Source organism: Streptomyces griseorubiginosus (assembly GCF_036345115.1).
Taxonomy (GTDB): domain Bacteria; phylum Actinomycetota; class Actinomycetes; order Streptomycetales; family Streptomycetaceae; genus Streptomyces; species Streptomyces griseorubiginosus_C.
Genome location: NZ_CP107766.1, coordinates 739,707 through 753,237, shown reverse-complemented (window position 1 = coordinate 753,237; position 13,531 = coordinate 739,707). Strand labels below are relative to the sequence as shown.

General features: G+C 72.4%; 15 protein-coding genes. 9 read left to right on the top strand and 6 right to left on the bottom strand.

Annotated elements, in window-relative coordinates; all coding sequences use genetic code 11:
- Nucleotide 1: 1 nt before the first annotated feature.
- The gene (locus tag OHN19_RS03515; RefSeq protein ID WP_330262682.1) at nt 2-883 is read left to right on the top strand and encodes an LLM class F420-dependent oxidoreductase; all 882 of its coding nucleotides are present in this window, start codon (nt 2-4) and stop codon (nt 881-883) included.
- On the opposite strand, the gene OHN19_RS03510 is transcribed toward OHN19_RS03515, so the two are convergent.
- Nucleotides 880-1,086, bottom strand: coding sequence for a hypothetical protein (locus OHN19_RS03510; protein WP_330262681.1), 207 nt, complete (start codon nt 1,084-1,086; stop codon nt 880-882). The genes OHN19_RS03515 and OHN19_RS03510 overlap by 4 nt on opposite strands.
- 117 nt (nt 1,087-1,203) lie before the next feature.
- On the opposite strand from OHN19_RS03510, the gene OHN19_RS03505 reads away from it, so the two are divergent.
- The gene (locus OHN19_RS03505) at nt 1,204-2,109 is read left to right on the top strand and encodes a LysR family transcriptional regulator (protein ID WP_330262680.1); all 906 of its coding nucleotides are present in this window, start codon (nt 1,204-1,206) and stop codon (nt 2,107-2,109) included.
- A 107-nt stretch (nt 2,110-2,216) separates the two neighbouring features.
- On the opposite strand, the gene OHN19_RS03500 is transcribed toward OHN19_RS03505, so the two are convergent.
- Nucleotides 2,217-2,780 (bottom strand): NAD(P)H-dependent oxidoreductase, encoded by a 564-nt coding sequence (locus OHN19_RS03500; RefSeq protein ID WP_020134981.1) that lies wholly within the window; start codon nt 2,778-2,780, stop codon nt 2,217-2,219.
- Nucleotides 2,781-2,881: 101 nt separating this feature from the next.
- On the opposite strand from OHN19_RS03500, the gene OHN19_RS03495 reads away from it, so the two are divergent.
- The 4 genes from OHN19_RS03495 to OHN19_RS03480 are packed head-to-tail and all read left to right on the top strand — an operon-like array spanning nt 2,882 to nt 7,313.
- Nucleotides 2,882-3,562, top strand: a complete 681-nt coding sequence (locus tag OHN19_RS03495; protein ID WP_330262679.1) for a TetR/AcrR family transcriptional regulator — start codon at nt 2,882-2,884, stop codon at nt 3,560-3,562.
- 48 nt (nt 3,563-3,610) lie between these two features.
- A complete protein-coding gene (locus OHN19_RS03490) occupies nt 3,611-4,651 on the top strand; it encodes a LacI family DNA-binding transcriptional regulator (protein ID WP_330262678.1) in 1,041 nt (346 codons plus the stop codon).
- A 16-nt stretch (nt 4,652-4,667) separates the two neighbouring features.
- On the top strand, nt 4,668-5,846 hold the full coding sequence (locus OHN19_RS03485) for a 4-hydroxybenzoate 3-monooxygenase (RefSeq protein WP_330262677.1): 1,179 nt from the start codon (nt 4,668-4,670) through the stop codon (nt 5,844-5,846).
- Between the two features lie 30 nt (nt 5,847-5,876).
- Nucleotides 5,877-7,313 (top strand): aldehyde dehydrogenase family protein, encoded by a 1,437-nt coding sequence (locus OHN19_RS03480; RefSeq protein WP_330262676.1) that lies wholly within the window; start codon nt 5,877-5,879, stop codon nt 7,311-7,313.
- A 3-nt stretch (nt 7,314-7,316) separates the two neighbouring features.
- On the opposite strand, the gene trxA is transcribed toward OHN19_RS03480, so the two are convergent.
- On the bottom strand, nt 7,317-7,703 hold the full coding sequence (trxA, locus tag OHN19_RS03475) for a thioredoxin (protein ID WP_330262675.1): 387 nt from the start codon (nt 7,701-7,703) through the stop codon (nt 7,317-7,319).
- A 144-nt stretch (nt 7,704-7,847) separates the two neighbouring features.
- Between trxA and OHN19_RS03470 the strand changes: the two genes are divergently transcribed.
- A complete protein-coding gene (locus OHN19_RS03470; protein WP_330262674.1) occupies nt 7,848-9,287 on the top strand; it encodes an NAD(P)/FAD-dependent oxidoreductase in 1,440 nt (479 codons plus the stop codon).
- On the opposite strand, the gene OHN19_RS03465 is transcribed toward OHN19_RS03470, so the two are convergent.
- Nucleotides 9,284-9,931, bottom strand: coding sequence for a peptide deformylase (locus tag OHN19_RS03465; RefSeq protein ID WP_330262673.1), 648 nt, complete (start codon nt 9,929-9,931; stop codon nt 9,284-9,286). The two genes, OHN19_RS03470 and OHN19_RS03465, sit on opposite strands and share 4 nt — an antisense overlap.
- A 121-nt stretch (nt 9,932-10,052) precedes the next feature.
- Between OHN19_RS03465 and OHN19_RS03460 the strand changes: the two genes are divergently transcribed.
- The gene (locus OHN19_RS03460; protein WP_330262672.1) at nt 10,053-11,447 is read left to right on the top strand and encodes a PepSY-associated TM helix domain-containing protein; all 1,395 of its coding nucleotides are present in this window, start codon (nt 10,053-10,055) and stop codon (nt 11,445-11,447) included.
- Between the two features lie 12 nt (nt 11,448-11,459).
- On the opposite strand, the gene OHN19_RS03455 is transcribed toward OHN19_RS03460, so the two are convergent.
- Nucleotides 11,460-11,891 carry a MarR family transcriptional regulator gene (locus OHN19_RS03455; protein ID WP_330262671.1) on the bottom strand — a complete coding sequence of 144 codons (432 nt, stop codon included), beginning with the start codon at nt 11,889-11,891 and terminating at the stop codon, nt 11,460-11,462.
- Nucleotides 11,888-12,370, bottom strand: a complete 483-nt coding sequence (locus OHN19_RS03450; RefSeq protein WP_330262670.1) for a MarR family winged helix-turn-helix transcriptional regulator — start codon at nt 12,368-12,370, stop codon at nt 11,888-11,890. Before OHN19_RS03450 ends, OHN19_RS03455 begins: the two co-directional genes overlap by 4 nt.
- Nucleotides 12,371-12,518: 148 nt before the next feature.
- On the opposite strand from OHN19_RS03450, the gene OHN19_RS03445 reads away from it, so the two are divergent.
- A complete protein-coding gene (locus tag OHN19_RS03445; RefSeq protein ID WP_330262669.1) occupies nt 12,519-13,484 on the top strand; it encodes a pirin family protein in 966 nt (321 codons plus the stop codon).
- Nucleotides 13,485-13,531 lie beyond the last annotated feature (47 nt).

Here is a 13,531-nt window from a genome sequence, read left to right as displayed (position 1 = left end):
CATGCGTGTGGGCGTGCACATCAACCGGTTCAACCATCCGGAGGGCGGCCCCGCGCTCGGCGCCGAGCTCGCCGCGGCGGGGCGTGCGGCCGAGGCCGCCGGGGTGAGCTGGCTGTCGGTGATGGACCACTACTTCCAGATGGAGTTCAACGGCGGCGCCGAGGACCCCATGCTGGAGGCCTACACGACGCTCGGCTTCCTCGCGGCCCACACCGAGACGGTACGGCTCGGCGCGCTGGTCACGGGAGTGACGTACCGCCACCCCGGCCTCCTCGCCAAGATCGCGACCACGCTCGACGTGCTCTCCGGCGGCCGCGCCACCCTCGGCATCGGAGCGGCCTGGTACGACCGCGAGCACGAAGGGCTCGGCGTGCCGTTCCCGCCGCTCGCGGAGCGCTTCGAGCGGCTGGAGGAGGCCCTGCGGATCTGTCTCCAGATGTGGGACCCGGCGGCGAACGGCCCCTTCGAGGGCACTCACTACCGGCTCGCCGAGACGCTGTGCGTGCCGGCCCCGGTCAGCAGTCCGCGCCCCGAGATCATGATCGGCGGCAGCGGCGAGAAGAAGACCCTGCGTCTCGTCGCCCGCTACGGCGACGCCTGCAACCTCTTCGCCACCTCACCGGAGGAGGTCGCGCACAAGCTCGACGTGCTGCGCGGCCACTGCGAGACCGAGGGCCGGGACTACGCCGAGATCCGCAAGACGATGACCTACTCGGGCGAGGCGGCCGACGGCGAGGACCTGGACGCCTTCACCCGGGACGTCACCGCCTACGGCAAGCTCGGCATCGACACGGTCATCCTGGGCCCGCGCATCGGATCCCCCGCCCAGTGGATCGAGCGGTTCGTGGCGCCGGCGGTGGCACGGCTGGCGGAACTGGACTAACCCGCCCGCGCGGCGGTGGGCCGGCTGCGGGAGACGACGCGGGTCCCGCAGCCGTCCGTCACCCGGACCTGCAACGAGCCGCACGCGCAGCGGGTCCACGCCGTCCCGCCCGCCGCCGTACCGTGCCGGGACACCACCTGGAAGGGCTCGGCGTCGTCCGGCCAGCCGCAGTGCGGGCAGACGGCGCGGGTCGTGCTGTTCATGGGGACTCCTTCGCAATCACTGGCTGGGTACGGCCGTCGCGACACAGCCAGCATGCGGCGGGGTGTTCGTTCACGTCCAGGTTGACTTTCCGGACGTCACCTTGAAGCGTGGGCTACATGATTGACCTGCGCCGGCTCCATGTCCTCAGAGCGGTCGCCCACTACGGCACGGTCACCGCGGCCGCCCAAGCCCTGCACTTCACCCCGTCCGCGGCCTCCCAGCAGATCCGCCAACTCGCCCGCGACCTGGGCGTCGACCTCCTCGAACCCCAGGGCCGCGGGATCCGTCTCACCCCGGCCGCCGAGAGCCTGCTCGCGCACGCCGACGCGATCCAGGCCCGCTGGGAACAGGCCGAACTCGATCTGCGCGCCGAGCACGGCGAGCCCGCGGGACCGCTGCGGGTGGGTGGTCTCTCCGTGGCCGTGTCGGTGCTGCTCGCCCCGATGGCGGTCCGGCTCCGTGAGCGGCACCCCCGACTGGCGGTCAGCGTCCAGGAGTTGGGCATTCCGGAGAGCTTCGACCTGCTCTTCGAGGGGGCGATCGACCTGGCCGTCGTGGAGGCGACCCCGCACAACCCGCCCCTGAGCGACCCCCGCTACGACCAACAGCCCCTGCTGGACGAACCGTTCGACCTGGTCGTACCCGACGATCACCCGCTGGCCCACCGCGACCGGGTGGATCTCGCGGACGCGGCCCACGAGGACTGGATCGCCCCCGTCGTGGACAGCCCGTGCCGCACGCACGTCATGTCGGCCTGCGGCGCGGCCGGCTTCACCCCGAGCGTGGTCCACCACGCCGTGGAGTGGAACGTCACCGCGCACCTGGTCGCCCACCGCCTGGGCGTGGCCCTGATCCCCCGCCTGGCCCACCTGACCCCCGACCTGCCGATCACAAGGGTCCGCTGCGAGGGCGGCCCGCACCGAAAGCTGCTCACCTGCACGCGCTCCGGAGCGCAGGAACGCCCGGCGATCGCGGCGGCAGTGCGGGAACTGAGGGCTCTGGCGAGGACCGCGGTGAAGTGAAGCGCCCCTTCAGGGGCGCGGGAACCTGCGCGACCGGCCCCCACCGGCCCGCGGACGACGCAAAGGGGCCGGGGTACGAAACCCCAGCCCCTTACCGCGCCGCAGGCTCAGGCCGCCGCGACCTCACCCGCGTTGCTGTGCAGCTGAGCCACGACCTCGGCCAGCTGCGCGGCGACCTCGGCGTCGTCCGCCGGGTGCGTCTCGGCGAACCGGACCACGGAACCCGGGATGGACAGCTTGACGTCCTCGAGGACCTTGCCGCCGGCGATGCCCACGGCCTTGCGGGTCTCGTCCTGCGCCCACACGCCGCCGAACTGGCCGAACGCGGTGCCGACCACGGCGACCGGCTTGCCGGCGAAGGCACCCGCGCCGTACGGACGGGACAGCCAGTCGATGGCGTTCTTCAGGACGGCCGGGATGGTGCCGTTGTACTCGGGGGAGAAGAACAGGAACGCGTCGGAGGCCTGCGCGGCCTCGCGCAGCTTGGCGGCGGCCGCCGGGACGCTGCCCTCGACGTCGATGTCCTCGTTGTAGAAGGGGATCTCGGCCAGGCCCTCGTAGAGCACGATCTCCGCGCCCTCGGGAGCGTGCTTGACGGCCGCCTCGGCGAGCTGGCGGTTGTGCGAACCGGCGCGAAGGGATCCGACGAGCGCAAGGATGCGAACAGACATGCGAAGCTCCAGGGGGTGGTGAAACACTGCGTTAATCTTCCGGACCGGGGTCCGTTTAATGTCTAGCACCATAACCGGACCGAGGTCCAGTTTTCTTCCCGATGCTTTACGCTGGCGTCATGTCCGCGACCCTGCCGCCGTTCCCGAACCCTCAGGAGCCCCTCGACAAGCCCCAGCTCCTGGAGGTCGGCTCCGCCCCTGACGAGCCGTGCCTGCGAGCCGACGCGGCCCGCAACCGCGCCCGTCTGCTGGAGGCCGCGACCCGGCTGATCGCGGAGCACGGTGTGGCGGGAGTCACCATGGAGGCGGTCGCCACCGCGGCCGGCGTCGGCAAGGGCACGGTCTTCCGCCGTTTCGGCGACCGCACCGGACTGCTCATGGCGCTCCTCGACCACTCCGCGCGCACGCTCCAGGCGGACTTCCTCGGCGGCCCGCCCCCGCTGGGCCCGGGCGCCCCGCCGGTGGACCGGCTCCGGGCGCTCGGCGTGGCGCTGCTGTACCGCTCCGCCGAGCAGCTGGACCTGCTGCTGGCCGCGCAGTCCGAGCCGACCCGCCGCCACTCCCACCCGTCGGCGCGTGCGCTGCACATGCACACCACGATGCTGCTGCGGCAGATCCTCCCGGACGCCGACTGCGACCTCCTGGCCCAGACGCTGATGGCGTATCTCGACCCGGCCCTCATCCACCACCTCACCCGGCAGTGCGGCATGCCGCTGGGGCGCCTGGAGCACGGCTGGAACGACCTCGTCGCCCGCGTGACCGGCACCGATCCGCTGCGCTGAGCGGAAGCGGCAACCCCACATGTGGGCGTCGTCACAGGTTCTGCAAAGATGACGATCGTCATGGTGCAGATACAGAACACGTCCGCGTCCTCTTTACCGCGCTCCGTGCCCACGAGTGCCGATGTGGCCCGCCTCGCCGGCGTCTCGCGTGCGACCGTCTCCTACGTCCTCAACAACACCAGCGCCGTCCGGATCAGCGAGCCCACCCGCCGCCGCGTCCACGCCGCCGCGAAAGAGCTCGGGTACGTCCCGCACGCCGCCGCCCGCAGCCTGCGCGCCGGGCACAGCCGCATGGTTCTGATGCCCGCCCCGTCCATCCCGGTCGGCCCGCTCTACAGCCAGTTCATCAACGAACTCCAATGGGCCCTCGGCCGCCTGGACTACACCGTCGTCCAGTACGGCAGTGTCGGCCTCCAGGGCGAGGAGGCGGCCCGCGCCTGGGCCGAGCTGCGCCCGGTCGCCGTCCTGGTGCCCGGCATCGGACTCGGCCCCCAGGGCGTCTCGCTGCTCCGCCGCTCCGGCGCCCGGGCCGTGGTCACGCTCGCCCCCGAGGCGGTCGAGGGCGCCCATGCCCTGCTCATGGACCACGAGCGCGTCGGCCACTGCGCCGCCACCCACCTGTACGCGCGCGGCCGGCGCCGCATCGGCGTGGTGGTGCCCGAGGAGACCGGCCTGGAGGGCTTCTCGCTGCCCCGCCTCGCGGGTGCGCGGCGTGCCCTGCTCGGCACGGACGCCACGCTCACCGAGCTGCCGCTCGCCTTCGAGGAGCAGTCCGCGGTCGGGCTCGCCGCCCGCTGGCGGGAGCTCGGTCTCGACTCCGTGTTCGCATACAACGACGAATACGCGATGCTGTTGATGCGAGCCCTTCAGGACGAGGGGCTGCGCATACCGGAGGACACGGCGGTGATCGGCGCCGACGACCTGCTCCTCGGCCGGCTGCTGCGGCCCCGGCTCAGCACCGTCCACATCGAGCTGCCGTCCGGCCGTGAGCTGGCCGAACTGGTCGACCGCGCGGTGCGCGAACCGGGCGCCGCGACCGAGACGCACACGGTGCTGGGTGCCACGGTGGTGCACCGCGACTCCAGCTGACGCAGAAGGGCCTGCCATGCGCACCACGGTCGGGATCATCGGCGGCGGCCCCGCCGGACTGCTCCTCGCGCGCATGCTGCACCGCGCCGGCGTGGACTGCGTCGTCCTGGAGAGCAGGACGCGGGAGTACGTCGAGCACCGGCAGCGCGCGGGCATGCTGGAGCAGGGCACGGTCGACGTCCTGCGCGCGTGCGGCGCCGCCGACCGGCTGGAGGCGCAGGGCCTGGTCCACCGGGGCATCGAGCTGCGGTTCGCGGGGGAGCGCCACCACATCGACTTCCCCGCGCTCACCGGCGGCCGTACGGTCACCATCTACGCCCAGACCGAGATCGTGAAAGACCTCGTCGCGCTCCAACTGGCCGAAGGGCCCCCGCTGTTGTTCGAGGCGGAGGCCCTCGCGGTCGAGAAGCCGGACAGCGACGCCCCCGTGGTGCGGTTCCGGCACGAGGGCCGCGAACAGACGCTCACCTGCGACTGGATCGCCGGCTGCGACGGCTTCCACGGCATCTCCCGCGAGGCTGTTCCGGCGGCGGTGAGCCGGACGTACGAGCACGAGTACCCGTACTCCTGGCTCGGCGTCCTCGCCGATGTCGCGCCCTCCTGCGAGGAGTTGATCTACGCTCGCGGTGAGCGCGGTTTCGCGCTGCACAGCATGCGCTCACCCTCCGTCTCCCGCCTCTACCTCCAGGTCCCCAACGGCACCGACGCCGCCGACTGGTCCGACGAGCGCATCTGGGACGAGCTCGCCGCCCGCTTCGCCATCGACGCGGACTGGACCCTCGCCAGGGGCCCGATCACCGCCAAGTCCGTGACGACGATGCGCAGTTACGTGCACGAGCCGATGCGGCACGGCCGTCTGCTGCTCGCCGGGGACGCCGCGCACATCGTGCCGCCGACCGGGGCCAAGGGGCTCAACCTCGCCGTGTCGGACGTGTCCGTCCTCGCCCGGGCCCTGACCGAGGTGTGCCGCACAGGATCGACACAACTGATCGACACATATGCGGAGTTGTGTCTTTCTCGTGTGTGGCAGGCCACCCGCTTCTCGGATGACATGACTAGGATGTTGCACGCTCAACCAAACGGGGATGCGTTCGAGAGCCGGATGCAGCTCGCACGGCTGCGCCGTATCACCGCATCCCGCCATGCGGCCGCCGAACTGGCCGCGAACTACACGGGACTACCGCTCCCCGTGTGAGTCCCCCCGGTGATCGAACGGAGAGCCGTCATGTCGTTGCTCGACCCCAAGAGCTGGCAGCCCCACCCCCTGTCGGGACCTGAGTACGCCGTCACCGAACCCGCCACCGGCGACACACTCGCCTCCGTCACGCTCGCCACGGGCGAGGACGTGGAGCGCTCCGCAGAGGCCGCCCGCGCCGCCCAGGCCGAGTGGGCCCGGCTCCCGCACTTCGTCCGCGCCGGGGTGCTGCGCAAGGCCGGCGACCTGTTCGCCGCGCACGCCGACGAACTGCGCGGCTGGCTCGTCCGCGAGTCCGGTTCCATCCCCGGCAAGGCCGACTTCGAGCTGCACGTGGCCGCCCAGGAGTGCTACGAGGCCGCCGCCCTCGCCTCCCGCCCCGCGGGCCAGGTCCTGCCCAGCGAGGCGCCGAGGCTGTCGTACACCCGCCGGGTCCCGGTCGGTGTGGTGGGCGTGATCTCGCCCTTCAACGCCCCGCTGATCCTGTCGATCCGTTCCGTCGCCCCGGCCCTCGCCCTCGGCAACGCGGTGATCCTCAAGCCGGACCCGCGCACCGCGGTCTGCGGCGGTCTCTCCCTCGCCGCGGTCTTCGCGGAGGCGGGGCTTCCGGAGGGCCTGTTCCACGTCCTGCCCGGCGGCCCGGACGTCGGCCAGGCCCTGGTCGCCGACCCGCGGGTCCCCGTCGTCTCCTTCACCGGGTCCACCGCGGCCGGCCGTGCCGTGGGCGAGGCGGCCGGACGCCACCTCAAGCGCGCCCACCTGGAGCTCGGCGGCAACTCCGCCCTGATCGTCCTGGAGGACGCCGACATCGAGGCCGTGATCTCCACGGCGGCCTGGGGATCCTTCTTCCACCAGGGCCAGATCTGCATGACGACGGGCCGCCACCTGGTCCACGAGTCGCTGTACGCGGAGTACGTCGAGCGGCTCGCCGCCAAGGCCGACTCGCTCGCCGTCGGCGACCCCAACCGGGAACAGGTCCACCTCGGCCCGATCATCGACGACAACCAGCTCGCCAAGGTGCACGGCCTCGTCGAGGCCAGCACCGCCCAGGGCGCCAAACTGGCCGCCGGCGGCACGCACGACAGGCTCTTCTACCGGCCCACGGTCCTCGCGGGCCTCGACGACAGCACCCCCGCCTACGCGGAGGAGGTCTTCGGACCCGTCGCGCCCGTCCGGTCCTTCTCCACCGCCGACGAGGCGGCCGCACTGGCCGCCGCCGGGCCGTACGGCCTCTCCCTCGGCATCGTCACCGGGGACGCGGCCCGCGGCCTCGACCTGGCGGAGCGCATCCCGACCGGCATCGTGCACATCAACGACCAGACCGTGAACGACGAGGCCGTCGCGCCCTTCGGCGGGATCGCCGCGTCCGGCACCGGCGCCCGCTTCGGCGGTGAGGCCAATGTGGAGGCCTTCACCGACGTGCGCTGGACGACGGTACGCGCGGACGTGGCGACGTACCCCTTCTAGGGGTTACCGGTCGTTCTGCTCGGCCTGGGCCTGCTGCTCGGCCACGGCCTTGCGGACCTCGTCCATGTCCAGCTTGCGGGCCTGCCCGATGACGTCCGTCAGGGCGGCCTCGGGCAGCGCCCCGGGCTGGGCGAACACCGCGACCTGGTCGCGGACGATCATCAGCGTCGGGATCGACTGGATGCCGAAGGCCTGGGCCAGCTCCGGCTGGGCCTCGGTGTCCACCTTGCCGAACACCAGGTCGGGGTTGTCCTCGGCGGCCTTCTCGTAGACCGGCGCGAACTGGCGGCAAGGACCGCACCAGGACGCCCAGAAGTCGATCAGGACGAACTCGTTGTCCGTGACCGTCTGGTCGAAGTTCTCCTTGGTGAGCTCCACGGTGCTGCTCATGACGTGATCCCTCTTCCTGGTCTCGGAGCGAAGCCGTCGGCACAACACGGCTTGTCGGCCGGGTATTCCACAGCTGTCACCTCTCGGTATCCGGCGCGCGTACCCCTGCTGGCCCGAGCGCACACCACCCACCAGACTGGGCCCATGACGGAAACGGAAAACAACGCCTCCCGCACCTACGACGTAGTGGTGCTCGGTGCCGGACCCGTGGGGGAGAACGTGGCCGACCGCACCCGCGCGGCGGGCCTGTCCACCGCGGTCGTGGAGAGCGAGCTGGTCGGCGGAGAGTGCTCCTACTGGGCCTGCATCCCGAGCAAGGCCCTGCTGCGGCCGGTGATCGCCCAGGCCGACGCCCGCCGGGTGCCGGGCCTGAGCGCGTCGGTGCAGGGCCCCCTCGACACGGCCGCGATCCTCGCCCGCCGCAACTGGTTCACCTCCGACTGGAAGGACGACGGCCAGGTCGGCTGGCTCCAGAGCGTCGGCGTCGACCTCCATCGCGGTCACGGCCGGCTCAGCGGGGAACGCACGGTCACGGTGACCGCCTCCGACGGCACGCGGACGGTGCTGACCGCCCGGCACGCCGTGGCCGTCTGCACCGGCACCCGGGCCGTCCTGCCCGACCTGCCGGACCTCGAACGGGTCAAACCGTGGACCAGCCGTGAGGCGACGAGCGCGCAGACGGCTCCAGGACGCCTTGTCGTGGTCGGCGGGGGAGTGGTCGCCACCGAGATGGCCACGGCCTGGCAGGCCCTCGGCTCGCAGGTCACCCTCCTGGTACGCGGGAAGGGCCTGCTCAACCGCATGGAGCCGTTCGCCGGCGAACTCGTCGCCGAGGCCCTCACCGAGGCCGGCGTCGACGTCCGCACCGGCACCTCGGTCGAGTCGGTGACGCGCGAGAACGGCACGGTCGTGGTCGTCACCGGCACCGGCGACCGCATCGAGGCCGACGAGATCCTCTTCGCCACCGGCCGCGCCCCGCACACCGACGACATCGGCCTCGACACGATCGGCCGGGAGCCCGGCAGCTGGCTGGAGGTCGACGACAGCCTCCGCGTCACCGGCAGCGACTGGCTCTACGCCGTCGGCGACGTCAACCACCGCGCGCTCCTCACCCACCAGGGCAAGTACCAGGCGCGCATCGCGGGCGCCGCCATCGCCGCCCGCGCCTCGGGCACGTCCGTCCAGGCGGAACCCTGGGGCGCGCACACGGCGACCGCCGACCACGCCGCCGTGCCCCAGGTCGTCTTCACCGACCCGGAGGCGGCCGCCGTGGGCCTCTCGCTGGCCGAGGCCGAACAGGCGGGCCACCGGGTCCGCGCGGTCGACTACGACCTCGCGAACGTCTCCGGTGCCGGGCTCTACGCCGAGGGCTACCGAGGTCGCGCCCGCATGGTCGTCGACCTGGAGCGCGAGATCCTCCTCGGCGTCACCTTCGTCGGCCCCGGCGTCGGCGAGCTGATCCACTCCGCCACGATCGCGGTCGCCGGGCAGGTCCCGATCAGCAGGCTGTGGCACGCGGTCCCGGCGTTCCCGACGATCAGCGAGATCTGGCTGCGGCTGCTGGAGACCTACCGGGACAACTAGGACGGCAGCTCGAAACCGAGGGACGCGGCCGCCCGCTCCGGCGTCGGCTGCGTCCAGCGCTCGGCCATCGCCTGGTTCGAGGACAGCGAGCGCAGCTCCGCGCGGTCGAGGTAGAGGGTGCCGTCGAGGTGGTCCGTCTCGTGCTGGACGATCCGCGCGGGCCAGCCGCTGAACACCTCGTCCACCGGTCGGCCGAGCTCGTCCTCGCAGGTCAGGCGGACCGCGGCAGGCCGTGCCACCACGGCCTGCCAGCCCGGCACGCTCAGACAGCCCTCGAAGAACGCGGCCCGCTCGACACCGACCGCCTCGTACGAGGGATTGACCAGGACCCGGAACGGCTGCGGGACGCGTCCGCGCGCCAGCCGTACCTCCTCCGGTACCGGGGCGGGGTCCTCGATCACCGCGATCCGCAGGGGGACCCCGACCTGAGGGGCGGCGAGCCCGACGCCGGGCGCCGCGTGCATCGTGATGCGGAGGGCCTCGACGAAGCGGGAAAAGAGGGCGGCGTCCAGGTGGCCGTCGTAAGGCTGGACGGTCTGGCGCAGTACCGGATCGCCGGCCGCGACGATCGGGAGCGGGCCGTCCGTGGTGAGGAGTTCCTCGACCAGGTCGGCAAGGGGCTTGCGGGGGCTCGGAGTTGCCATCGCGCCAGGATGCCACGAGAACGGTGGGTGTGACGCAGGTCACTGGGAGGGGCGGGAACTCGGCGGTCCCGCTCTCCGACTACTGGACCGCTACCGTCCCCAGCCCCCGGAGAAGCCGCCGATGTCCACCGCTCCCACGACGACCACGGACGAGGCCCCCGGGCCGGCCGCTCCGGCACCGGCCCGCGGCAGTTGGGCCCCGCTGCGCCCGCTCGTGCTGCGCCTGCACTTCTACGCCGGCGTGTTCGTCGCCCCCTTCCTGCTGATCGCCGCCGTCACCGGCTTCCTGTACGCCGGAGCCTTCCAGGCCGAGAAGATCGTCTACCGGGACGACATGACCGTCGCCGCCGTCGGCGACACCAAGCTGCCCATCTCCGCGCAGGTGGACGCGGCCCGCAAGGCGCATCCCGAGGGCACCGTCTCGGCCGTACGGCCCTCTCCCGAGGCCGACGCGACCACCAGGGTGATGCTGTCGGGCGTGCCGGGCGTCGACCCGAACCACACGCTCGCCGTGTTCGTCGACCCCTACACCGGAAAGGTCCGCGGCGCGCTGGAGCAGTACGGATCCACCGGCGCGCTGCCGCTGCGCACCTGGATCGACGAGTTCCACCGCGACCTCCACCTCGGCGAGAACGGCCGCCTGTACAGCGAGTTCGCCGCCAGCTGGCTGTGGGTCATCGCGGGCGGCGGCATCGTGCTGTGGTTCTCCCGCCGCCGCGCCCTGCGCAAGGTCCGCGGCACCAGCGGGCGGCGCCGCACCCTCGGCCTGCACGGCAGCGTCGGCGTGTGGGCCGCGGCCGGGTTCTTCTTCCTGTCCGCGACCGGCCTGACCTGGTCCACGTACGCGGGCGCCAACATCGACGAACTGCGCACCTCGCTCGGCCAGTCCACCCCGTCGGTCTCCTCCTCGGCGGGCGGCGACCACTCGGGCCACGGCGCCTCCGCCTCGGCCGGGGACGCCGAGCACGGCGTCGGCCTCGACAAGGTGCTGGCCGCCGCCCGCGCCGAGGGTCTCGGTGACCCCGTCGAGATCGTCCCGCCCGCCGACGCGTCGTCCACCTATGTCGTACGGCAGGTGCAGCGCAGCTGGCCCGAGAAGCAGGACTCCGTCGCCGTCGACCCGACCACCGGCGAGGTCACCGACACGCTGCGGTTCGCCGACCACCCGCTGCTCGCCAAGCTCACCCGCTGGGGCATCGACCTGCACACCGGCGTCCTGTTCGGGCTGGTCAACCAGATCGCCCTGATGATCCTCGCGCTGTCCCTGGTCCTGCTGATCGTGTGGGGCTACCGGATGTGGTGGCAGCGCGGCCGTAGCTCCGCCTTCGGGCGGCCGATCCCGCGCGGCGCCTGGCAGCAGGTGCCGCCGCAGATCCTGGTGCCGGGCGTGGTCGTCGTCGCCGTCCTCGGCTACTTCGTGCCGCTGCTCGGCATCCCGCTGGCCGGTTTCGTCGTGGCGGATGTGCTTCTCGGTGAGATCGCCCACCGGAGGGGGAAGAAGGCGGCGGCCGCCTGAGGCCGGTCGCTGCTACTCGGGCAGCGCGGCGAGTTCCCTGTTGGCCCGCTCGGTGATGAGGCCGAGGACCCGCCCGGCCACGGCCAGGTCCTCCTCGGGGATGCCCGCGTAGATCCGGGCGGTGAGGGGCGCGGTCTCGGCGGACGTCGTCTGGTACAGGTCCCGCCCGGCCCGCGTGATCCGCACCTCGGACGTCCCCTCCGGAGCGAGCAGCCCCGCGGCGAGCAGTTCGTCGACCACGGCGTGCGCCTCCGCCGCGTCGATCTTGAGCGAGCCGACCACGTCGGCGACGAGCCGGTCCCGGTCGAGGGGCCCGTCGGCGAGCGCGGCCGGCCGTAGCGTGACGGACTGCTGGAAGGTCAGGCCGTGACGGGCCAGCGCGTTCTCCAGCAGGGCCCGGCCGGCGTAGTGGGCCAGGGCGATGACACGGGGATTGGTGGTCATGACCGCTCCTTGGGAGTGTCGTTCGTCGGGTCGAGAGGTGCGTCGAGCAGGACCGCGAGCTCGCGCTTGAAGTCCCGCGAGCGCGTGCTGTCCAGGCCGCCGAGGGGGGCCAGCAACTGCTCCAGGAGCCCCTGGACGACCGTGACGGCCTGCCGGGTCCGCTCGCGGCCCTCCTCTGTGAGCGCCAGTTGCACCGCGCGCGGATCGCGCGGGTCGCGGGTGCGCTCCAGGAGCCCGGCGCTCTCCAGGGAGCGCGCCAGCTTGGAGACGTAGAGCGGTTCGAGGCCGGTGTGGTCGGCGAGGCGGCGCTGGCTGGGCCGCTCGCCGCCGCGCTGCATGCCGTACAGCGAGGCCACCAGCGAGTACTGGGCGTGGGTCAGGCCGAGCGGGGCCACCGCGCGGTCCACCGCGACGCGCCACTTCATCGACAGTCGCCAGACCAGGAAACCGGGCGTCGCGCCCTCGGGTGCCGTACTCATGCTCGATACAGTACATGGCTACTATGTCCATGGCTACTGTTTTCGGTGGGGTCCGGCGAGGCCCGGGTGGGGGCTGCCGCCGTCGGTCTGCTGCTGTGCCCGAAGGACGGCCTGACGGGGAACGCTTCACGGGGCTAGGTTGGGCGGCATGAGCAATCTTGATCGCGAGGCGGTTCCCGCCCTGTGCGGTGGCCGCGGCTTCGTGGTGGCGGAACCCGTGCGTGAACTCCTCAGCCCTCGCCGCGTCAAGCTCGGCGAGTCCAGCGAGGTGCGCCGACTGCTGCCCAACCTGGGCCGCCGCATGGTCGGCGCCTGGTGTTTCGTCGATCACTACGGACCCGACGACATCGCCGACGAACCCGGCATGCAGGTGCCCCCGCACCCGCACATGGGCCTCCAGACGGTGAGCTGGCTGCACCAGGGCGAGGTGCTGCACCGGGACTCCGCCGGCAGCCTGCAGACGATCCGCCCCCGTGAGCTGGGCCTGATGACCTCCGGGCGCGCGATCAGCCACTCCGAGGAGAGCCCGAAGTCCCACGCCCGCTTCCTGCACGGGGCCCAGCTCTGGGTCGCCCTCCCGGACGGCCACCGCCACACCGATCCGCGCTTCGAGCACCACGCCGAGCTGCCGCAGATCACGGCGCCGGGTCTGGCGGCCACGCTCATCCTGGGCGACCTCGACGGCGCCCGCTCGCCCGGTACGGCGTACACCCCCATCGTCGGCGCCGACCTGACCCTGGCCGGCGGCGCGGACGTACGCCTGCCGCTGGAACCGGACTTCGAGTACGCCGTGCTGTCGATGTCCGGCGAGACCCACGTGGACGGGGTGCCGGTCCTGCCCGGCTCGATGCTCTACCTCGGCTGCGGCCGCACCGAACTCCCGCTGCGCGCCGAGTCGGACGCGGGCCTGATGCTTCTGGGGGGCGAGCCGTTCGAGGAGGAGCTCGTCATGTTCTGGAACTGGATCGGGCGCTCGCAGGGCGAGATCGAGCAGGCACGTCGGGACTGGATGGAGGGGACGCGGTTCGGTGAGGTGAAGGGGTACGACGGTGCTCCCCTGCCCGCTCCCGAGTTGCCGCCGGTGCCGTTGAAGCCGCGGGGCCGGGTGCGCTGACCCGGAGCGACGTCGTGCCCGACCGTGAGAGGAAGACGAGAACCGAG

Bases quoted from the DNA above. Each gene is read 5' to 3' on its own strand.
- OHN19_RS03515 (WP_330262682.1), top strand. From the start codon at position 2: ATGCGTGTGGGCGTGCACATCAACCGGTTCAACCATCCGGAGGGCGGC.
- OHN19_RS03510 (WP_330262681.1), bottom strand. From the start codon at position 1,086: ATGAACAGCACGACCCGCGCCGTCTGCCCGCACTGCGGCTGGCCGGAC.
- OHN19_RS03505 (WP_330262680.1), top strand. From the start codon at position 1,204: ATGATTGACCTGCGCCGGCTCCATGTCCTCAGAGCGGTCGCCCACTAC.
- OHN19_RS03500 (WP_020134981.1), bottom strand. From the start codon at position 2,780: ATGTCTGTTCGCATCCTTGCGCTCGTCGGATCCCTTCGCGCCGGTTCG.
- OHN19_RS03495 (WP_330262679.1), top strand. From the start codon at position 2,882: ATGCTTTACGCTGGCGTCATGTCCGCGACCCTGCCGCCGTTCCCGAAC.
- OHN19_RS03490 (WP_330262678.1), top strand. From the start codon at position 3,611: ATGACGATCGTCATGGTGCAGATACAGAACACGTCCGCGTCCTCTTTA.
- OHN19_RS03485 (WP_330262677.1), top strand. From the start codon at position 4,668: ATGCGCACCACGGTCGGGATCATCGGCGGCGGCCCCGCCGGACTGCTC.
- OHN19_RS03480 (WP_330262676.1), top strand. From the start codon at position 5,877: ATGTCGTTGCTCGACCCCAAGAGCTGGCAGCCCCACCCCCTGTCGGGA.
- trxA (WP_330262675.1), bottom strand. From the start codon at position 7,703: ATGAGCAGCACCGTGGAGCTCACCAAGGAGAACTTCGACCAGACGGTC.
- OHN19_RS03470 (WP_330262674.1), top strand. From the start codon at position 7,848: ATGACGGAAACGGAAAACAACGCCTCCCGCACCTACGACGTAGTGGTG.
- OHN19_RS03465 (WP_330262673.1), bottom strand. From the start codon at position 9,931: ATGGCAACTCCGAGCCCCCGCAAGCCCCTTGCCGACCTGGTCGAGGAA.
- OHN19_RS03460 (WP_330262672.1), top strand. From the start codon at position 10,053: ATGTCCACCGCTCCCACGACGACCACGGACGAGGCCCCCGGGCCGGCC.
- OHN19_RS03455 (WP_330262671.1), bottom strand. From the start codon at position 11,891: ATGACCACCAATCCCCGTGTCATCGCCCTGGCCCACTACGCCGGCCGG.
- OHN19_RS03450 (WP_330262670.1), bottom strand. From the start codon at position 12,370: ATGAGTACGGCACCCGAGGGCGCGACGCCCGGTTTCCTGGTCTGGCGA.
- OHN19_RS03445 (WP_330262669.1), top strand. From the start codon at position 12,519: ATGAGCAATCTTGATCGCGAGGCGGTTCCCGCCCTGTGCGGTGGCCGC.